At 66.5% G+C, this 15,932-nt stretch carries 16 protein-coding genes; 9 read left to right on the top strand and 7 right to left on the bottom strand.

Features of this window, described 5'->3' with window-relative positions:
- Positions 1–5: 5 nt before the first annotated feature.
- The 3 genes from K2Y56_RS15740 to K2Y56_RS15730 all read right to left on the bottom strand — a co-directional run bounded on the left by K2Y56_RS15740 (position 6) and on the right by K2Y56_RS15730 (position 5,190).
- A complete protein-coding gene (locus tag K2Y56_RS15740; RefSeq protein WP_292509380.1) occupies positions 6–2,174 on the bottom strand; it encodes a protein-disulfide reductase DsbD domain-containing protein in 2,169 nt (722 codons plus the stop codon).
- Positions 2,175–2,396: 222 nt separating this feature from the next.
- The gene (locus K2Y56_RS15735; RefSeq protein ID WP_292509377.1) at positions 2,397–4,220 is read right to left on the bottom strand and encodes an aminopeptidase P family protein; all 1,824 of its coding nucleotides are present in this window, start codon (positions 4,218–4,220) and stop codon (positions 2,397–2,399) included.
- A 52-nt stretch (positions 4,221–4,272) separates the two neighbouring features.
- Positions 4,273–5,190, bottom strand: a complete 918-nt coding sequence (locus tag K2Y56_RS15730; RefSeq protein WP_292509373.1) for a 50S ribosomal protein L11 methyltransferase — start codon at positions 5,188–5,190, stop codon at positions 4,273–4,275.
- Positions 5,191–5,633: 443 nt separating this feature from the next.
- On the opposite strand from K2Y56_RS15730, the gene modA reads away from it, so the two are divergent.
- The 5 genes from modA (at position 5,634) to K2Y56_RS15705 (ending at position 9,356) form a co-directional block, all read left to right on the top strand.
- Positions 5,634–6,431 (top strand): molybdate ABC transporter substrate-binding protein, encoded by a 798-nt coding sequence (gene modA, locus K2Y56_RS15725; RefSeq protein ID WP_292509370.1) that lies wholly within the window; start codon positions 5,634–5,636, stop codon positions 6,429–6,431.
- A 34-nt stretch (positions 6,432–6,465) separates the two neighbouring features.
- Positions 6,466–7,182, top strand: a complete 717-nt coding sequence (gene modB, locus K2Y56_RS15720; protein ID WP_292509367.1) for a molybdate ABC transporter permease subunit — start codon at positions 6,466–6,468, stop codon at positions 7,180–7,182.
- Complete coding sequence (modC, locus tag K2Y56_RS15715; protein WP_292509365.1) at positions 7,179–8,294, top strand: molybdenum ABC transporter ATP-binding protein; 1,116 nt, start codon at positions 7,179–7,181, stop codon at positions 8,292–8,294. The genes modB and modC overlap by 4 nt, the downstream gene beginning before the upstream one ends.
- A gap of 390 nt (positions 8,295–8,684) precedes the next feature.
- The gene (locus K2Y56_RS15710; RefSeq protein WP_292509362.1) at positions 8,685–9,041 is read left to right on the top strand and encodes a hypothetical protein; all 357 of its coding nucleotides are present in this window, start codon (positions 8,685–8,687) and stop codon (positions 9,039–9,041) included.
- Between the two features lie 87 nt (positions 9,042–9,128).
- Entirely contained in the window at positions 9,129–9,356 is a 228-nt protein-coding gene (locus K2Y56_RS15705) for a hypothetical protein (protein ID WP_292509360.1), read from the top strand.
- 242 nt (positions 9,357–9,598) lie between these two features.
- On the opposite strand, the gene K2Y56_RS15700 is transcribed toward K2Y56_RS15705, so the two are convergent.
- A complete protein-coding gene (locus K2Y56_RS15700; protein ID WP_292509357.1) occupies positions 9,599–10,327 on the bottom strand; it encodes an ATP-dependent Clp protease proteolytic subunit in 729 nt (242 codons plus the stop codon).
- A 231-nt stretch (positions 10,328–10,558) separates the two neighbouring features.
- On the opposite strand from K2Y56_RS15700, the gene K2Y56_RS15695 reads away from it, so the two are divergent.
- A complete protein-coding gene (locus tag K2Y56_RS15695; RefSeq protein ID WP_292509354.1) occupies positions 10,559–10,813 on the top strand; it encodes a hypothetical protein in 255 nt (84 codons plus the stop codon).
- Between the two features lie 68 nt (positions 10,814–10,881).
- On the opposite strand, the gene K2Y56_RS15690 is transcribed toward K2Y56_RS15695, so the two are convergent.
- Positions 10,882–11,037 carry a hypothetical protein gene (locus K2Y56_RS15690; RefSeq protein ID WP_292509352.1) on the bottom strand — a complete coding sequence of 52 codons (156 nt, stop codon included), beginning with the start codon at positions 11,035–11,037 and terminating at the stop codon, positions 10,882–10,884.
- A gap of 297 nt (positions 11,038–11,334) precedes the next feature.
- On the opposite strand from K2Y56_RS15690, the gene K2Y56_RS15685 reads away from it, so the two are divergent.
- The 3 genes from K2Y56_RS15685 to K2Y56_RS15675 all read left to right on the top strand — a co-directional run bounded on the left by K2Y56_RS15685 (position 11,335) and on the right by K2Y56_RS15675 (position 13,857).
- Positions 11,335–12,495, top strand: coding sequence for a dimethylmenaquinone methyltransferase (locus tag K2Y56_RS15685; protein ID WP_292509349.1), 1,161 nt, complete (start codon positions 11,335–11,337; stop codon positions 12,493–12,495).
- Between the two features lie 116 nt (positions 12,496–12,611).
- A complete protein-coding gene (locus K2Y56_RS15680; protein WP_292509346.1) occupies positions 12,612–12,797 on the top strand; it encodes a DUF2934 domain-containing protein in 186 nt (61 codons plus the stop codon).
- A gap of 196 nt (positions 12,798–12,993) precedes the next feature.
- Positions 12,994–13,857 (top strand): B12-binding domain-containing protein, encoded by an 864-nt coding sequence (locus K2Y56_RS15675; protein ID WP_292509343.1) that lies wholly within the window; start codon positions 12,994–12,996, stop codon positions 13,855–13,857.
- A gap of 10 nt (positions 13,858–13,867) precedes the next feature.
- Here the strand turns inward: K2Y56_RS15675 and K2Y56_RS15670 are convergent, their stop codons facing one another.
- Both K2Y56_RS15670 and K2Y56_RS15665 read right to left on the bottom strand, forming a co-directional pair.
- Complete coding sequence (locus tag K2Y56_RS15670; RefSeq protein ID WP_292509340.1) at positions 13,868–14,599, bottom strand: DUF3750 domain-containing protein; 732 nt, start codon at positions 14,597–14,599, stop codon at positions 13,868–13,870.
- 117 nt (positions 14,600–14,716) lie between these two features.
- Positions 14,717–15,226 (bottom strand): MucR family transcriptional regulator, encoded by a 510-nt coding sequence (locus K2Y56_RS15665; protein WP_292509337.1) that lies wholly within the window; start codon positions 15,224–15,226, stop codon positions 14,717–14,719.
- Between the last annotated feature and the right edge of the window lie 706 nt (positions 15,227–15,932).

Below are 15,932 nucleotides of genomic sequence, written 5' to 3'. Positions count from 1 at the left end.
GGATCTCACCTCTTCGGGGTCGCCTTGAGCGCGGCGCTGCGCTCGGAGGCCGGGAGCGTGTCGAGGGCGGCGAGAACCGCGCCCTGGGTCAGGATCTGCGGCAGCACGACGGGAGCCTTGCCGCCAGCATAGAGTAGATAGAGCGGCACGCCGTTGCGGCCATGCTGCTCCAGGAGGCGGGTGATCTCGGGGTTCTGGTTGGTCCAGTCGCCCTTGAGATAGGTCACGCCGCGCGTCTTCAGGGCCGTCTGAACCGCATCGGTGCGCAGGGCCGTGCGCTCGTTGATCTGGCAGGTGATGCACCAGGCCGCGGTCATGTTGACGAAGACCGGCTTGCCCTGCGCCAGCAGGGTATCGAGGCGGTTCTGCGTGAAAGCCTCGCTCCCGGCCGCCATCGTGACATTGGCCTCGGCGCGGTCGCGGTCGAGTCCGACGGTGAGGACCGCCAGGGCGACGAGGGCGGCGACGGCGACACCTCGGCCGACGATGCTGCCTACGGGAGCCGCGTGCTGCGCCTTGTCCCAGGTCCAGGCCGCGAAACCGACGAGCACCAGACCGACGAGGGCGGCGAGGAGGCCGGTCGATCCGACCTGCTGGGCGAGCACCCAGATCAGCCACGCCACCGTCGCGTAGAGTGGGAAGGCGAAGGCGCCCTTCAGGGTATCCATCCAAGCGCCGGGCCTCGGCAGCCGCCGCACGGCCGCCGGCCAGGTTGTCAGGACGAGGAAGGGCAGGGCGAGGCCAAGCCCGAGGCTCGCGAACACGATCAGGGCGACGCCAGCCGGCTGGGTCAGGGCGAAGCCGACGGTCGAGCCCATGAACGGAGCCGTGCAGGGGGTGGCGACCACGGTGGCGAGCACGCCGGTGAAGAACGAGCCCTGCAGGCCGGGCTTGCGGGTCAGTCCGTCCCCGATCCCGGCGACGCCGCCTCCGAGATGGAACACGCCCGACAGGCTGAGACCCATGGCGAAGAGGAGGTAGGCGAGGCTGGCGACCACCAGGGGAGATTGCAGCTGGTAGCCCCAGCCGATCGCGGCGCCGGCGCCCTTGAGCGCGATGAGCACGCTCGCCAACCCGAGGAACATGGCAAGCACGCCGAGGGTATAGGCGAGGCCGTGCAGACGCACCCGCGCCGGCGGCTCGCCCGAATGCCGGACGAGGCTCAAGACCTTGATCGACAGCACCGGGAAGACGCAGGGCATCAGGTTGAGGATGATGCCGCCGAGGAAGGCGAGGCCGGCGGCGCTCCAGAGCGTGAGGTCGGGCTCGGCGGCCTGCGGCGCCGGAACCGGAGTCGCCTCTGCCGTAACGGACGCCGCCGGCTGGATCGGTGGCGCTTGCCCGAGGGCGTAGGAGCGGCTCTGCGCTCCCTCCGGCGTCACCTCGTCGAAGGTCAGCACGCCCGGCAGTTCGGTCGGCACCTTGTCGTCATAGGTGCTGCGGCTGAGCGAGAGGCGCAGGCCCGTCTCGTCGACGCTGAGGCGCTGCTCGGCCGCATGCTCGATGGCGGTCTCGGCATAGGGAAAGAAGGCCGCGTTGTTGATCGCATCGGGCTTCAGGCCTGGCGCGTCGAGGTTTACCACCAAGCGTTCGCCATCCCGCGTCAGGCGCGACGGCCAGGGCGAGGGTGTTGGCAGCCGGTCCCGGGCCGAGGCGAACAGGGCGCGGTTCTGAGGGTTCGGGGCCGCGCTCGACCCCTCCGGTGCCACCGGGACGCTCAGCTTGAGGTCGGCGCTGCCGGGAACGCATTCGCGTTCGCAGACGAGGTAGCTGAGCTTGCCCGAGAGAGTCACCGGCCGGCCGGGCGCGAGATCGGCCGAGGGAGTCACCTGCGTCAGTAGCACGACCTCGTTCTCGAAGCCGAAATTGAGGAGATGCGAGACCGGGATCCGGCTCGGCGTCGGCCACTCGATCGGCCCGGCGGAGAAGCCCTGCGGCAGGCTCCAGGCCATCTCCGGAGGCAGGCCGGAATCGCCCGGGTTGCGCCAATAGACGTGCCAATGCGGGCGAATCACCATGCGGATGCCGATGGTGAAGGGCTCGCCGGCCCGGATCGCGCCGGGCTCGGCGACGAGGCTCGCCTTCACGAGATCCGCGGGGAGCTTGAGGCCCTGCGCCGAGGCGCTGCCGATTCCGGCACTGGCGAGAAGCAAGAGGGCGAAAAGCCGGATCATCGCGTCCTTCGGGTTTATTCGCCACTCCTCCCCCTTGCGGGGAGGAGCAGGGAGGTAGGGGTGGCTGAGTGACCCTCAACTTTCGGAGGCTAGCGGAACCACCCCCACCCCGAACCCCTCCCCACAAGGGAGAAGGGACGTGCCACTCTTCGATACCGTTGCGACCTAAATAAGCCGCGCGCTCTCGCCGGCCAACGCGCGAAGGCGTGACTGCGGCAACCGCTACCCCACCTTCGCCGGCTCGAGGGGGCGGGTTACATCCTCAAGCCAAGCTCGCGTCTCATCGTCGAGCGATGGCGCGAGCGCCTCGCGCACCCTGGCATGATAGGCGTCGATACAGGCGAGTTCGCCGGCATCGAGGAGCGAGGTCTCGATCAGGCGCCGGTCGTAGGGCGCCAGCGTCAGCGTCTCGAAGCCGAGCATCGGCCGCTCGCCGCCCGCGACCTCCCGTGGTTCGACGAGGATCAGGTTCTCGATGCGGATGCCGTAGGCGCCGGCCCGGTAATAGCCCGGCTCGTTCGACAGGATCATGCCGGGAGCCAGCGCGACCTGGCCGGTCTTGGCGATGCGCTGCGGCCCCTCATGGACCGACAGGAAGGCACCGACGCCGTGGCCGGTGCCGTGGTCGAAATCGAGACCTGCCTGCCACAGCGGCGCCCGCGCGAAGCTGTCGACCTGCGCACCCGTCGTGCCCTTCGGAAAAATCGCGCGGGCGATCGCGATATGTCCTTTGAGCACCCGCGTGTAGCGGTCCCGCATTTCGGTACTTGGTGTGCCGATGGCGACCGTGCGGGTGATGTCGGTGGTGCCGTCGACATATTGCGCGCCAGAATCGATCAGGAACAACTCGCTGTCTCTCACCGTCCGGTCGGTGCCGTGCGTGACGCGGTAATGCACGATCGCGCCGTTGGGGCCGCTCCCGGAAATCGTCGGGAACGAGACGTCGTGGAGCTCGCCGTCCTCGCTTCGGAAATCCTCGAGCGCCTCGACCGCGGCGATCTCGGTGAGCGAGCCGGCGGGCTGGCGATCGACCCAGGCGAGGAAGCGGGTGACGGCGAGGCCGTCGCGGTAGTGGGCGGCACGTGTCCCCGCGATCTCGGCAGCGTTCTTGACTGCCTTCATGGCGGTGATCGGGTCTGCGCCGACATCCGCGACGGCGCCGGCGACCTCGATCCGTTCTTTCAATGCGACCGCAGCCGTCGCGGAATCGAGCCGGACGCGGCCCGTCAGCTGACAGAGGGCGGCGTCCAGGGCGGAACGCGGGTGAATGTCGGCGAGGGGTTCGAGCGCCTTGAGCAGGTCCGGAGCGATGGTTTCGGAGGTCAGGAACAGCGCGGCGCGACCTTCGCGCGGGAGGATCGCATAGCCGAGCGCCAGGGGCGTGTGGGCAACGTCGCCGCCCCGCAGGTTGAACGCCCAGGCGAGGTTGTGCGGATCGGAGACGACGAGAGCGTCGCAGCCCGCCTCGCTGAGCGCCTCGCGCAGCCGCGTCAGCTTCTGTGCGGAGGTCTCGCCGGCGAGGGCCTCGGAATGGGGGACGACGTGGCCGGAGGGTGCAGCCGGCCGGTCGCGCCAGACCGCGTCGACGGGATTTGTGGCCACGGCGCGCAGCGAGGCTCCCGCCTTGGCCGCGGCCTTCTCCAGGCGTCCGACGCCCTCGGCGGTATGGAGCCACGGATCGTAGCCGAGCACCGCGCCGGGTTTCGAATGCGCCGAGATCCAGGCCTCGACGCTGGTCTCGGCGAGCTGAACCGGCGTGATCACGGCAATGTCGACCTGATCGGGTGCCTGAAGCGTGTAGCGCCCGTCCACCACCAGGGCTGCCTCGTCGAGGAGGACGACCGCCGTCCCGGCCGAGCCGGTGAAGCCCGTCAGCCAGGACAGGCGCTCGGCATTGGCGGGTACGTATTCGGATTGATGCTCGTCGGCGCGCGGCACCACGAAGCCGTCGAAGCCGGCTTCGCGCAGGGCAGCGCGCAGGGCCGTGATGCGGGAAGCACCTTCGCGGTGGCTCGGGTCGTCGAAGGTCTGGAAGCGGGGCGTCATGAGCCGAGGGTTAAGCCCGGCTCGCGTCAGCGGCAAGCTCGCGGGACCTTGCTCAGCGCGGCCGCGGTGCTGCCCCGCCCCGGCGCAGAACGAGCGTCGCCCAGCCCTCGATCACGCCCTGTTCGGCGAGATGAAATCCGCGATGGCGGTAGGTCGAGAGTACGCCCGGCACGTCACGCTCGATCAGGCCCGAGAGGATCAGCACGCCGCGATCGGCCACGGTGGCGGTGAGCGAGGGCGCGAGGCGCTTCAGCGGCCGGGCCAGGATATTGGCGAAGACCACGTCGAAGCGCCGCTTCCGGTCGGCGAGGGGGTGGCGCACGCCCGGCCCCTGATAGAGTCGCAGGTAAGGCCCCAGTCCGTTGAGACGCGCATTGCCGATGGCCGTCACCACTGCCTCGGGGTCGAGATCGCCGGCGATCACGGTCCGGCGCAGGGCCTTGGCGGCGGCAAAGGCGAGGATGCCTGTGCCAGTGCCGACATCGAGGACATGGGCCGGCCGGCCGCGCTTGAGCACGCGGGCGAGCGCCTTGAGGCAGCCCAGCGTCGTACCGTGATGGCCGGTGCCGAAGGCCAGCGCCGCCTCGATCTCGATGGCGAGGTCGTTCACCCGCACGGTGTCGCGGTCGTGCGAGCCGTGGACGAGGAAGCGGCCGGCCCGCACCGGCTTCAGGCCTTCGAGGGAGGCGCGGACCCAATCCTGCTGATCGATGGTCTCGAAGCTCGCGGCATCGGCCTGGTTCCCGACCACCGGCCGGATCATGTCCCGGATCATCGCCTCGTCCGGCGCATCGGCGAAATAGGCCTCGAGCCGCCAGGTCTTGCCGTCCTCGGCCTCGAAGGCGGCGACCGCCGTCTGGGTCGGGTCGAACATCTCGCCCAGAAGATCGGTCATCGCCCTGGCGGAGCCCTCGTCGGTCAGGAGGCGCAGGACGTGAGTCGGGCGGTGGGGAGGCAGGCCTTCGAGCATGGCGCCGGCTCTATCACCCGGCCCGCATCGCCGCCACCTTTGCGCTGATGATGCATCGTGTCGCGAACGGTTCAGTTGTTCGGGTTCGGCAGGAACACCATCGTCGGTGCCGCGTTTTCGGTGGCTTCTTACGAGGTCGGCCCGACAGTCGAGGGTGCGTGTGAGTATGGTTACCAAGAAAGCCGGCCGCAAAGCGCCGGTGGTTCTCGCGTCTGGGGTGCCGTCGAGGCGTCGCCGCAAGCGCGAGCGAGGGGAGACGTTCGACGCCCAGGCGCTGTCCGCGCCCGTGCCGGGCCAATTGCTTGTGCTGTTGAGCCGCCTGCACCGGACCGAGAGTTCTCCGATGGACACTCTCGGCTCGGATGGTTCTGGACGCTTGCCCTCGCGCGACGCGGACCTATGATCCTGCGGCTCCGGCATCGGGGTGCCGGAGCGCGAATTTCATGAAGCCAACGAGACGGTGGTGGATCGCCCTCGCGATAGGTGCGGTCTCGGGTATCTTGCCCGCGTCGATCTCGACGTCGACTGAGCCTCCCGTCATCGTCTTCGCTGCCGCCAGCCTCAAGAACGCCCTCGACGATGCCGTGACGGCCTGGTCGAAGGAGACCGGCAAGGTCGCCAAGATGTCCTACGCGGCGTCAAGCGCGCTCGCCAAGCAGATCGAGGCGGGTGCGCCAGCCGACCTGTACTTCTCGGCCGACCTCGATTGGATGGACTACGCCGAAAAGAAGGCTGCCCTTCGGCCCGGCACCCGAAGCAACATCCTGCGCAATGCCCTCGTGCTCATCGCGCCTAAGGACAAGCCCGAGGCGATCGCGCTCACTCCCGGCCTCGATCTCGTCGGCCGCCTGGGCGGTGGCCGCCTCGCGGTCGCCAATGTCGACGCGGTGCCCGCCGGCAAGTACGGCAAGGCGGCGTTGGAAACGGTCGGCGCCTGGAGCGGCGTGAAGGACAAGCTCGCCCAGGCCGAGAACGTGCGCGCCGCCCTGCTCCTCGTTGCCCGTGGCGAGGCCCCTCTCGGCATTGTCTATGCGACCGATGCGGTCTCCGATCCGAGCGTGCGCGTGGTCGGCACCTTCCCGGCGAACAGCCATCCGCCCGTGATCTATCCGTTGGCCGTCACGAAGGAGTCGACCAATCCCGACGCGGTCTCGCTCCTTGCCTATCTGCGTAGCGCCCCCGCGCGGGTCTTCTTCGAGCGTCAGGGCTTCACCGTGATCGGCGCCGAGAACCGGACGTGAGCGACGCAGCGACTCTCCCCTGCGGAAAGGGGAGATGGCTACGGCCGTGACCGCTTGGCTCGGCCTCATGCCCGACGAAGTCACGGCCATCTGGCTCAGCATCAAGGTCGCCAGCGTCGCGACCCTGGCGAGCCTCGGGCCTGGCCTCGGGATTGCCTATCTCCTGGCGCGAAAGCGTTTTCCCGGCCGGGCGCTCCTCGACGGGCTCGTCTACCTGCCGCTGATCCTGCCGCCGGTGGTGACAGGTTACCTCCTGCTCCTCGCTTTCGGACGGCGAGGACCGATCGGATCGGTGCTGGCCGAGTTCGGAATCGTGCTCTCGTTCCGCTGGACCGGGGCAGCGCTCGCCTGCGCCATCATGGGCTTTCCGCTGATGGTGCGGGCCATGCGCCTGTCGATCGAGGCGGTGGACCGGCGACTCGAACAGGCGGCGGCCACGCTCGGCGCGCGCCCTCTCGCCGTCTTCCTCACGGTGACGCTGCCCTTGAGCCTTCCCGGCATCCTCGCCGGCGCGGTGCTGGCCTTTGCGAAAGCGATGGGCGAGTTCGGCGCCACCATCACCTTCGTGTCCAACATCCCCGGCGAGACCCAGACCCTGCCTTCGGCGATCTACACCCTCACGCAGGTGCCGGGCGGCGAGGCCGGTGCCCTGCGCCTTACCCTGATCTCGGTCGTCATTGCGCTCGCGGCTGTCCTCGCTTCTGAGATCCTGGCCCGGCGCCTCGCTCACCGTATCGCAGGCGATCGATGACCCTCGTCGTCGACCTCCAGCTGATCCGCGGTGCTTTCGCCCTCGAAGCCGCCTTCACGGCCGGGCGTGGCCTGACCGCTCTGTTCGGCCGTTCGGGCTCGGGCAAGACGACGGTGATCGACCTCGTCGCCGGCCTCGTCCGCCCCGATCATGGGATCATCACACTCGGTGACGAGACCTTGCTCGATACCGGGCGCCTGATCGCCATTCCGGCCCATCGCCGCCGCATCGCCACCGTGTTTCAGCAGCCACGCCTGCTTCCCCATCTGACCGTGCGGCAGAATCTCGGCTATGGGCGCTGGTTCGCGAAGGCGCGGCCCGAGACCACCGGCCTCACCGAGGATGGCATCGTCGACCTCCTCGGTATCGGCCACCTCCTCAGCCGGAGCCCCGCCGGTCTATCGGGCGGTGAGGGTCAGCGCGTCGCCATCGGCCGGGCGCTCCTGAGCCGGCCGCGGCTCCTCCTCATGGACGAACCGCTCGCCGCCCTCGACGAGGCGCGCAAGGCCGAGATCCTGTCCTGCATCGAGCGCCTGCGCGACGCCGCCGGCATCCCGATTCTCTATGTCAGCCACGCGGTCGCCGAGGTGGCGCGCCTCGCCGCCACGGTGGTCGTGCTGGAGGCGGGCCGTGTCGCCGCAATGGGGCCGACCGATGCGATCTTGCGGCGCGCGGACCTCGTTCCCGTCCACGATGCGGAAGCCGGCGCCCTCCTCGACATGGTCGTGGAGGCGCATGACGAGGAACTGGGCCTGACGCGCCTCACCGGTCGGATCGGGAGGCTCGCGGTCCCCCGCCTGTCCCAGGATGTCGGCGCGGAGGTGCGCATCCGCGTGCCGGCCCGCGACGTCCTCGTCGCCCTCAGGGCCCCTGTGGGCCTCAGCGCCCGCAACCTGATCTGCGGCCGCCTCCTCGGCGTCTCGCCGGCCGGTGAGGCCTCCATGCTGGCCGAGATCGACTGCAACGGCGTGCTGCTCGCTGCCCGCCTGACCCGCGCCTCCGTGCGCGATCTCGGCCTCGAGCCGGGCCAACCGGTCTTCGCGATCATCAAGAGCGTCGCCTTCGACCCGCAGGGCGTCGGGACGGGCCGACTCGCGGCGGTGGAGATCTAGGTAGCAAGGCCGAGACGTCCTTACCGGATCCCGTCGGATGATCCTGTCGCCGGTTTCTCCTCCGGTGCGGCCGGCAAGCCTGGGCGCTGTTGCCCTGCGCCGCGACGACATCGCGTCTCGACTCCTCTCATCCGCCATTCGCGCCCAGCGCCCCGATCCTCCGTCGGGATCGCGCGATGCTCCGTGGACCCGCCGACCAGAGCGAGGGCTCGGCCGAACCGGTACATGAGCGCTCGACCGGCCCATTCAGGTCCAAGCCCCTGCACGGATCGCATGTCGATCCGGCGCGACAGTTGATCGACCCGCAGAGGCGGCATCAGCGCCGCAGTCGCGAACATCGGCAGGGGTCTGGCCGTTGCCTCGATTAGACGTGCAGGAGTGCTCACCACCATGTTCAGATCCGAGGATCCACCCGCTCCCGCCGACATCGCCGCCGCAACGCCTCCCGTTTCGGACAAGCCCACCACGGCGATGCTGAAGGCCGACATCGACAGTGGGCGCACTGGCGACAAGATCGATCATTACGACGTCGGCCTGTCCCCGCTCGGCACCGACGACGAGGTCGCCGGCAACGCGCCCTCGCCCGAGCGGATCGCGCTGGCGCGCGAAACCGAAGCAGCGTCCGAGAGGGTTAGGCGGTCCGTCGACCCGCACGGCAGGGGCGCCCGAGGCGTGCCGTACCTCTTCGTCGGCTTCGTCGCCCTTGTCCCAGTCATCGTCGGCTTGGCGCTCTGGCTGGTGAAATGATGTCGAATCGCGATGGTGAAGCACTCCGCTGCTGACCGTCGGGCTCCTCGCTGATCGATTCCCTGTTCCGCTCGGATGGAGATTTTCATGACGGGTCCCAAGACGAACGACACACCGGCCGCTCCGGAGACGACGCACCGTGAAGAATCGCGAACGAGCGGCCAGTTCGTAGCCGATCGGGCTGCGGATTCTGCGCCGGGAAATCGCGTTTCCGATGAGGACCTGAGGGAGCGTCAGGAGCGACTCCTCGACGAGGCCATCGAGGAAACCTTCCCGGCGAGCGATCCAATCTCACCCAAGCGGATCACGAAGTAGGGTGTGGGAAGGCAGGGCGCCGAACGCTCGGCCTCGAGCGGCACCTCGGGTGCCGGGCCACCGATGCATTCCAAAGCGCGGACGCAACGCGCTAGCGATGCGATCGGAGCATTGACGTTCGTCGGCGTCGCCCTTGGGCTCAGCGAACGGGCCCACATCGCGATCAGCGATCGGCATCCCTTGCAGGAGGATCGCTAAGACGGTGCTGACCCTGTCCACCCGAAACGGTGCGGCATCTTGAGTCAGATCACGCCTTCGATCAGGCCCAGCATCTTGGCTTCCTCGGCGCCGATATACCAGTTCGACGGGGCGCGCCTCAGAACCTCCTCCATGGTCACGGACGATCCCCTGACAAGGGCCGCAAAGCCTTCGTTCTGCATCTCGATCGAGCACTCGATCTCGTTCAGGGCTGCTTTAACGGTCGCGATGCAGGTTGTGAGCGGGCCGTTGAGCGACAGGTCCTTCGACAGCTTGCGCTCGTGGATCATGACCCGGGTATTGCGCGTGAGGTAACGGTCGCGGCGCGCGAAGAAGCTCATGACGGTGGTGCCGGCGGAATAGATCACCGCCTTTCCGAGGAAGACGAAGCGCCGCTCCGGCGTCAGCCCGGCATGAAAGCGGATATCCTCCCCCATCATCCGGGCGACATCAGGATCGCCGCCGAGCGTCGACAGTTCGACGACGACCAGTTCCCGCTCCGAGGCTTGATCGAGCTGGCGCCGGAAATCCCGGTACATGGCGTCGTCCACGGGGCCCGAGAGCAGGATAGCCGGTGCCTTGAACGCGGACGAGGGAAGAGGCGCCGTCGCGATCGGTTTGCCTCGATGAGCATCGGCAGCACTGATGTGGTTCAGGGAGAAAGCTCCATGATCGGCGGTGGTCTGCTCGGCGAAGTGGCGAGGGGCGGAACGGCGTCGAGAGAAGGTGAGCGTGGGGAGGGTCGGCCCCACCGAGCTGTGGGAGGAGAACACGTCGGAGGGGCTCTGCCGGGTCTTCGGGGACCGAGCGTCCTCAGGCTGACATCCCGCATCGGCGCAGTCATTCGCTTGAGTGAAAGGATCGCTCGACCGCGAGCATCGAGAGCTTTCGTGCCCTTTCCGACCAAGAAGGCGGAGTAAACCTATCTTGCTGTACTGGCCCGGAGAGGCGCTTAACCAAGGTGGACTGCCGTTGCGGTGCCGGACCAACGCTTGGGTGCTTCCATGCTGAACAGCGATCAACCCGCTTGCGAGCTCGACACGGAAACAGCTTCGCTCGTTGCCTCTTTGGCGAACGAACCGTCGGAGTATCCCAGCACAGTCGCGCTACGGACGATCGAACGGCTTCGGCGCCTGGAGGAGGAGGCGCGGTTGTCCGGGACGTCTCGCCAGACGTTCCAGAAGATCGTTTCGGCCCGCCGTGTCCTCGGCGATCACGTGGAGTTCGGGCGCTATACCGGGCCGTTCCTGCCGGAGTGAGGCGCCCTGTCGGCGAGCGATCGGCGCCGCCGCGGGCTCCGGAGCGGTTCGAGGGAGGCCGACCCGGCTCACGCCGGGTCCATCACCGCGTCCTGCGACAGGCCCTCGGCCTGCAGCCGCCACATCCGATCGAACATCCCGCCGGCCCGGCGCAGGTCCTCGACGGTTCCGTCCTCGCAAATGCGGCCGTCGCAGATCACGATGATCCGATCAAAGTTCGTCAACGTCGAAAGCCGATGCGCGACGGATGGATAAACTCGAGACCCATCCTCCAGGTCCAGACGGGAAGCCGGCCGATGAGATGGCGTGAGAGGCTTTTGCCTGGATCCGAACTGAACTGAGCCCGTACCATTCCTAGTAGCAGTCAAGACAGTTCCCAGTTCTGTCGTGCGCGAACGAGCCTGTCATGATGCGAGGCAGCGATTGCGCACGGGCATTAACGCCGCCATAGCGAGTCTGCCGCCCCGAAACCGAGCCGGTTCCTCCTTTGCCAGGGCGTGATCATGATCAGGAGCGTCCCCGTGAAAGCCACGCAGATCACCCATAACGATCTCGACGGCTATGGCGCCTCCACTGTGGTCGGCGCGTTCCGCGAGGTCGAGCGGATCGTTCACGTCGCGCGCTATTCGGATATCGGGCCCGTGGTGGAGGTGGAGCTCAAACGGCTCGGGGCGAGCAAGGCGCCAGAACTCCTGATCGTCACCGATCTCGGGCTCGAGGCTCCGGCGGTGAACTTCCTGAAGAGCTTCGCTGCGATGAACGGACGGCGATCCGGGGAGGAGAAGCATCGCCTCGTCGTCCTCGACCACCACGCCTCGTCCCTCGACCAATTGCGCGAGCAGGGCATCGTCCCCCTTCCGGAGGAGGGCACCCTGAAGCGCTTCGACCTCGCGGATCCTGATCTGACGCTTCTCATCGACGAGAGTCGCTGCGCGACCCGAATGGCCTTCGATCACCGTGAACTCTACGCCCTGGACGAGCCGACCGAGGCCGAACGCCTCGACCTCCAGACCCTGGTCGAGGCGGTGGATGCCCTCGATCTGTGGAAGAAGGACCGGGCGACATTTCTGGGCGGTCATACCCTCGACGAGGTCTTCTGGGACAACGTCGCCACACTCGTTCCCCTTGGCCATCCCTGGCACGACCGCTTCATCGGCGACCTTTTCCGCGGGGTCGCGGAGCTGCTGCGCCAGGGCCGATCCCCAGCCGAGATCGAGTCCGGGATCGGTGCCCTGCGTACGCGCATCCTCGACGCTCTCCTGAAAGGCGAGCCGGACGACGACCGATTGCTGACGACCCGGATGCGGGTCGCCCGCGTGCTGGCGCGTTCGGACACGCTGTTCCGGCCCTTGTCCGATGGAACGCTGCTCTCCTTCGGGCTCGATTCCGGCATGTTCCAGCGCGTCTCCGACCGGATCATGGAGAGCGGGCGGGCCCGCCGCGTCGTCAACGTCCAGCGCACCGGCTCGCTCTCGTTCCGCTCCAACAACGAGACGGCCCTAGACGGCGCCCGCAAGTTCCGCGGCGGAGGCCACAAGGATGCGGCCGGCGGCCGGCTTCCGAACAACGCATCCGCCTTCTCGATCGCGGATGCCCTGGGACAGGTCGAGCCGGTCCTGAATCCGCCTCCGCCGGACCTCTCCGGCAGCCCCTTCGCAGCCCTGAAAAACTGGAAGGGATAAGGCCATCGGGCGGCCCGGACGCCATTTGCGAGGGATCGTCGGCGGACTTGGCGCGTCTTCTTCGACAAGACATGCGGATGCAGGGGCCGATGCCTCAAAGCGCAGGAAGACAGCCTATGGATAGCTCAGGCCGGATCAGCTTCGAGGAGATACGCGAGCGGGCCTACGAACTTTGGGAACGGCACCACCGGCCGGAAGGCTTCGAAATCGAGTTCTGGTTGCTGGCTGAACGCGAACTCCGAGCGGAGCGCCGGCAGCGCTCGGATGAGGACGGCACCAAGCAGGTCAATGCGCAACGATAGCGAGCCAAGGTCATCATGTGTGCGGTGCAGCAGGAAATTTAAGGCTCATCAATATTTATCACTAATGTGCCGTTTCCACCGAACACCAAAACGTGATTCCAGAAAGTCGAATTCGACCCCCTAGACGCCGGAGTGTGGAGGGGACTAGGCTCTCAATCGAATCGAGCGAAAAGCTTGGAGCGACGGGGGAGCATATATGGCGTCGCTGGACATTTCCGCCCGTTTCTCGTTGCCGCCGCTCCATGGTCCGGTGGATGCCCATTTCTTCGCGCCAGAGATCCTGAGGCGCTCCGACGTCTTCGCTCGTCGCGCCAAGCTCCTGCGGATCGTGTCGGCCGACGTCATACCCCGCCTGACATCGTTGCATCGGCCCGACGCACCGACGGTGTCGAGAGACCAGGATGTCCACGGTCTCGCCCATCTCGTCCTCGGTACCGATCTCGATGCGGCGATCGACTTCGTCACGGGCCTGCGTGCCGGGGGTGTTTCGATGGAAACACTTTTCGTCGAGGTCCTCGAGCCGACCGCCCGCCATCTCGGCTCCCTCTGGGAAGAGGACGTCTGCGATTTCATCGACGTGACGTTGGCAGTCGGGCGCCTCCAACATCTGCTGGCAGTCTTTAACGAGACGCACGCGCTACCGGCCCTGGAAGAGCGGCGCAGCGTTCTCATGACGACCCTGCCCGATGAGAAGCACTTCTTCGGTGTCGCGATGGTGGAGAAATTCCTCATCGCGGGTGGCTGGGCGGTTCAATCGGAGCCGGGCGCGGCGATGGAGCAGGTCGTCAGCCTCGTCGAGAGCAAGTGGTTCGCCGTCGTCGGCTTGACCTTGAGCTGCGACAGCGGGCTGGAAAAGTTGCAGGGCCTCGTCCGCTCGATCCGGGAGCGTTCGTGTAATCCGGTCGTCGGCATCATGGTCGGCGGTCCTGTTTTCACGGCGCAGCCGGACCTCGCGCTCAGGCTCGGGGCCGATGCCAGCGCGCTCGACGCACCCTCGGCCGTGGTGCTTGCGCAGAAGCTGTTCGACAAGGGCGCGAAGGCCGGCTGGCAGACGCCCTGAGCGCTTTAGTCTAGAGACCCAGTCGTCCGAGACCGGGCAGCTTAATGCCTGGACGGCGGAGGTCGATGCCCGCGACCGCCCCCAGGATGTTGATCTCGATACCCTCGACCCAGGCGACCGTTACGCCGGCATATCCGCCCAGGGTGATGCGTGCGCCTGTTCCTGACGGTGTCAGCCCGACCCACCGTCCATCGGCGGGAAAGTCCTTGCCGATCGCCGTGACCGGAAGGGGTGCCTGAATGCCCGGAACGGCACTCATCACCGCCGCGACGAAGGTGTTGGAGTTCGGTCCCGGCCAGAGCGTGTAGTCGCCGGCCTGCGCAAAGCGGTAGCGGGAAACGGCACTAGTGATGAGCGGAATCATCCGCTCTGCCTCCTCGCCGTCGGCGGCGAAGACGATCTCGGGCACGCTGCCAAACCACCGTCCATCGGGCACGAAGCGATCGATCCAGATCGGGAGACCCCAGGCCGTATAGTCGAAGCGCCGGTAGGCAGGAGCCCGTGCAGGCTTCACGACGATCCAGCTATGGCTCGCCACAATACCGCGCCAACTCACGGTCCGTGCGGAAAAGACCCGGACGACCGCTTCGGGGTAGTCGGCAGCTGCGGTGAGGAAGCCCGCGCTTGACTTGTCGGCAATGCGCCAATCGATTCGATCGACCCGAAGCAGATACAGCGCGGCAGAGAGAGCAATCGGCACAAGATAGATGCCGATGAAAGCCAGTACGATGAACCGGAGCAAGGAGAAAACTCGATGGAAAAAAGACCGGTCCCGATGCGGGCCGGTCTTGAATGGATCGAGTTGATATGGCGAGCGGCAGGAGAATTCGAAAGACCTTGCCGCTCAGCTTATCGTGAACTACTCGGCTGCGGCCTTCCGAGGACGCCCGACCCGGCGGGGCTTCTCCTGCTTGGCTTCTGGCTCGTCGGCGGGCTTCGCCTCGGTGGCGACGCGACGCTGCTGGCCAAGTCCCAGGCTTTTGGCAAGCGCCGAGCGCTGCTCGGAGTAAGACGGTGCCGTCATCGGATAATCGCTCGGCAGACCGTAGCGCTGGCGATACGACGTCGGATCGAGGCCCGCACCGGTGAGGTGCCGCTTCAGAGTCTTGTATGTCTTCCCGTCGACGAAGCTGACCAGTCCATCATGAGTGATCGACTTGCGAACCTGAGCCGGCGTCGGCTTCTCGATCGGCTCTTCCTTGGCCGGCGCCGCTTCCGCGCCCGCGATACCACTCAAAGCAGCATGAACGCTGCTTAGAAGATTTCCAAGTTCCGCAACGGGTACGGAATTGTTCGATACGTAAGCTGACACGATATCGGCGGCGAGTTCGACATAGTCGGCCTGCGGGGCCTGAGCTGTGTCTTCCATGTTAATGACCTTTCTCTCTCACGAGGGCTGTAAATCATCTTGAACTAGGAATTGGCAATAGAGCCGACGTAAAAAAATGCTCCTATTCGCATTTTTCGTCAGCCTTGCCGTTCGCTCAGAGCAAAAAACCTGTCGTTTTGTGAGGCACGGCGTCCCAACGAAGTGTCGGAGACGCCAAATCCTACGCGCGTGACGACATTCATGCCTGAGACCGGACCCAGATGCGTAAGCTCAGCTGGACCTAAACGCGATACGACAACGTCGCGCGAGTTTAGCTTCGTCGCCGGATTTCGCTTCATGAAAGGCGAAATGCGCTGAGGGCGAGAAGCTATATCCCGCGTCCGATTTTGCTCGTACACCCTCATCGCAGCAATTAACAAGATTATCGGTCACAATTTGATGATCAAGAGCATTTTCGTGCGTTGAACCCAGCATTTTGCGGGGCTGACGAGCAACTTCACGCGGCATTCTGCCGATGTGCTTCTCCAAGGCTGATACAAGTCGATGCCGTAGGGTAGTATATTGGATACCGCCTTGGCGATGCACACCTCGCGCGAGTGACATTGCCGTCACCGTATCGGCCGGCAAGTTTCGCTGCAGCCTGAGCAGGGATTGTGTACCGCCCCATTAGGTAGCGTCCGCGGACGAGGTGTAAATTCGAGGACCGCTTTGGCGGGGATTGGGGTGGCCATCGGGCCATGCGGCT

It is taken from the genome of Methylobacterium sp., from assembly GCF_019745455.1.
Lineage (GTDB): Bacteria > Pseudomonadota > Alphaproteobacteria > Rhizobiales > Beijerinckiaceae > Methylobacterium.
This window is presented reverse-complemented; position numbering and strand designations above follow the sequence as displayed.

What these genes read in the sequence shown, in the direction of transcription:
- K2Y56_RS15740 (WP_292509380.1), bottom strand. Translation starts at nt 2,174, where the DNA reads ATGATCCGGCTTTTCGCCCTCTTGCTTCTCGCCAGTGCCGGAATCGGC.
- K2Y56_RS15735 (WP_292509377.1), bottom strand. Translation starts at nt 4,220, where the DNA reads ATGACGCCCCGCTTCCAGACCTTCGACGACCCGAGCCACCGCGAAGGT.
- K2Y56_RS15730 (WP_292509373.1), bottom strand. Translation starts at nt 5,190, where the DNA reads ATGCTCGAAGGCCTGCCTCCCCACCGCCCGACTCACGTCCTGCGCCTC.
- modA (WP_292509370.1), top strand. Translation starts at nt 5,634, where the DNA reads ATGAAGCCAACGAGACGGTGGTGGATCGCCCTCGCGATAGGTGCGGTC.
- modB (WP_292509367.1), top strand. Translation starts at nt 6,466, where the DNA reads ATGGCTACGGCCGTGACCGCTTGGCTCGGCCTCATGCCCGACGAAGTC.
- modC (WP_292509365.1), top strand. Translation starts at nt 7,179, where the DNA reads ATGACCCTCGTCGTCGACCTCCAGCTGATCCGCGGTGCTTTCGCCCTC.
- K2Y56_RS15710 (WP_292509362.1), top strand. Translation starts at nt 8,685, where the DNA reads ATGTTCAGATCCGAGGATCCACCCGCTCCCGCCGACATCGCCGCCGCA.
- K2Y56_RS15705 (WP_292509360.1), top strand. Translation starts at nt 9,129, where the DNA reads ATGACGGGTCCCAAGACGAACGACACACCGGCCGCTCCGGAGACGACG.
- K2Y56_RS15695 (WP_292509354.1), top strand. Translation starts at nt 10,559, where the DNA reads ATGCTGAACAGCGATCAACCCGCTTGCGAGCTCGACACGGAAACAGCT.
- K2Y56_RS15680 (WP_292509346.1), top strand. Translation starts at nt 12,612, where the DNA reads ATGGATAGCTCAGGCCGGATCAGCTTCGAGGAGATACGCGAGCGGGCC.
- K2Y56_RS15675 (WP_292509343.1), top strand. Translation starts at nt 12,994, where the DNA reads ATGGCGTCGCTGGACATTTCCGCCCGTTTCTCGTTGCCGCCGCTCCAT.
- K2Y56_RS15665 (WP_292509337.1), bottom strand. Translation starts at nt 15,226, where the DNA reads ATGGAAGACACAGCTCAGGCCCCGCAGGCCGACTATGTCGAACTCGCC.